The 331-nt window shown below is 45.3% G+C and carries 1 rRNA gene; it reads left to right on the forward strand.

From position 1 onward, the window contains the following. Positions 1–225: 225 nt before the first annotated feature. A 5S ribosomal RNA gene (gene rrf, locus KFE26_RS23780) occupies positions 226–331 on the forward strand; the annotation flags it as partial.

The raw sequence follows: 331 nt of genomic DNA on the forward strand, positions 1-331 counted from the left end.
CTAACATGTACTAATGACTCGAGAGGCTTAACCATACAACCCAGATGGGTTTTACTGAAAATGTTCCAGACATTTTCTAGCACTTCCTCCTTCCATGGAGGTCGTACGAAAAGCCTTAGACAGAATATCGACACTTGATGAAGTTTGAACTCAAACAAAGCAAATCAGCTTTCCGAATTATTATTAGCGTGAGCCAGCGATGGGCACGGTAATAAACAGAATTTGCTTGGTGACAATAGCCTTGTGGAACCACCTGATCCCATCCCGAACTCAGAAGTGAAACGCAAACGCGCCGATGGTAGTGTGGGGTCTCCCCATGTGAGAGTAGGTC

Source organism: Shewanella sp. M16, from assembly GCF_018224605.1.
GTDB lineage: Bacteria > Pseudomonadota > Gammaproteobacteria > Enterobacterales > Shewanellaceae > Shewanella > Shewanella oncorhynchi.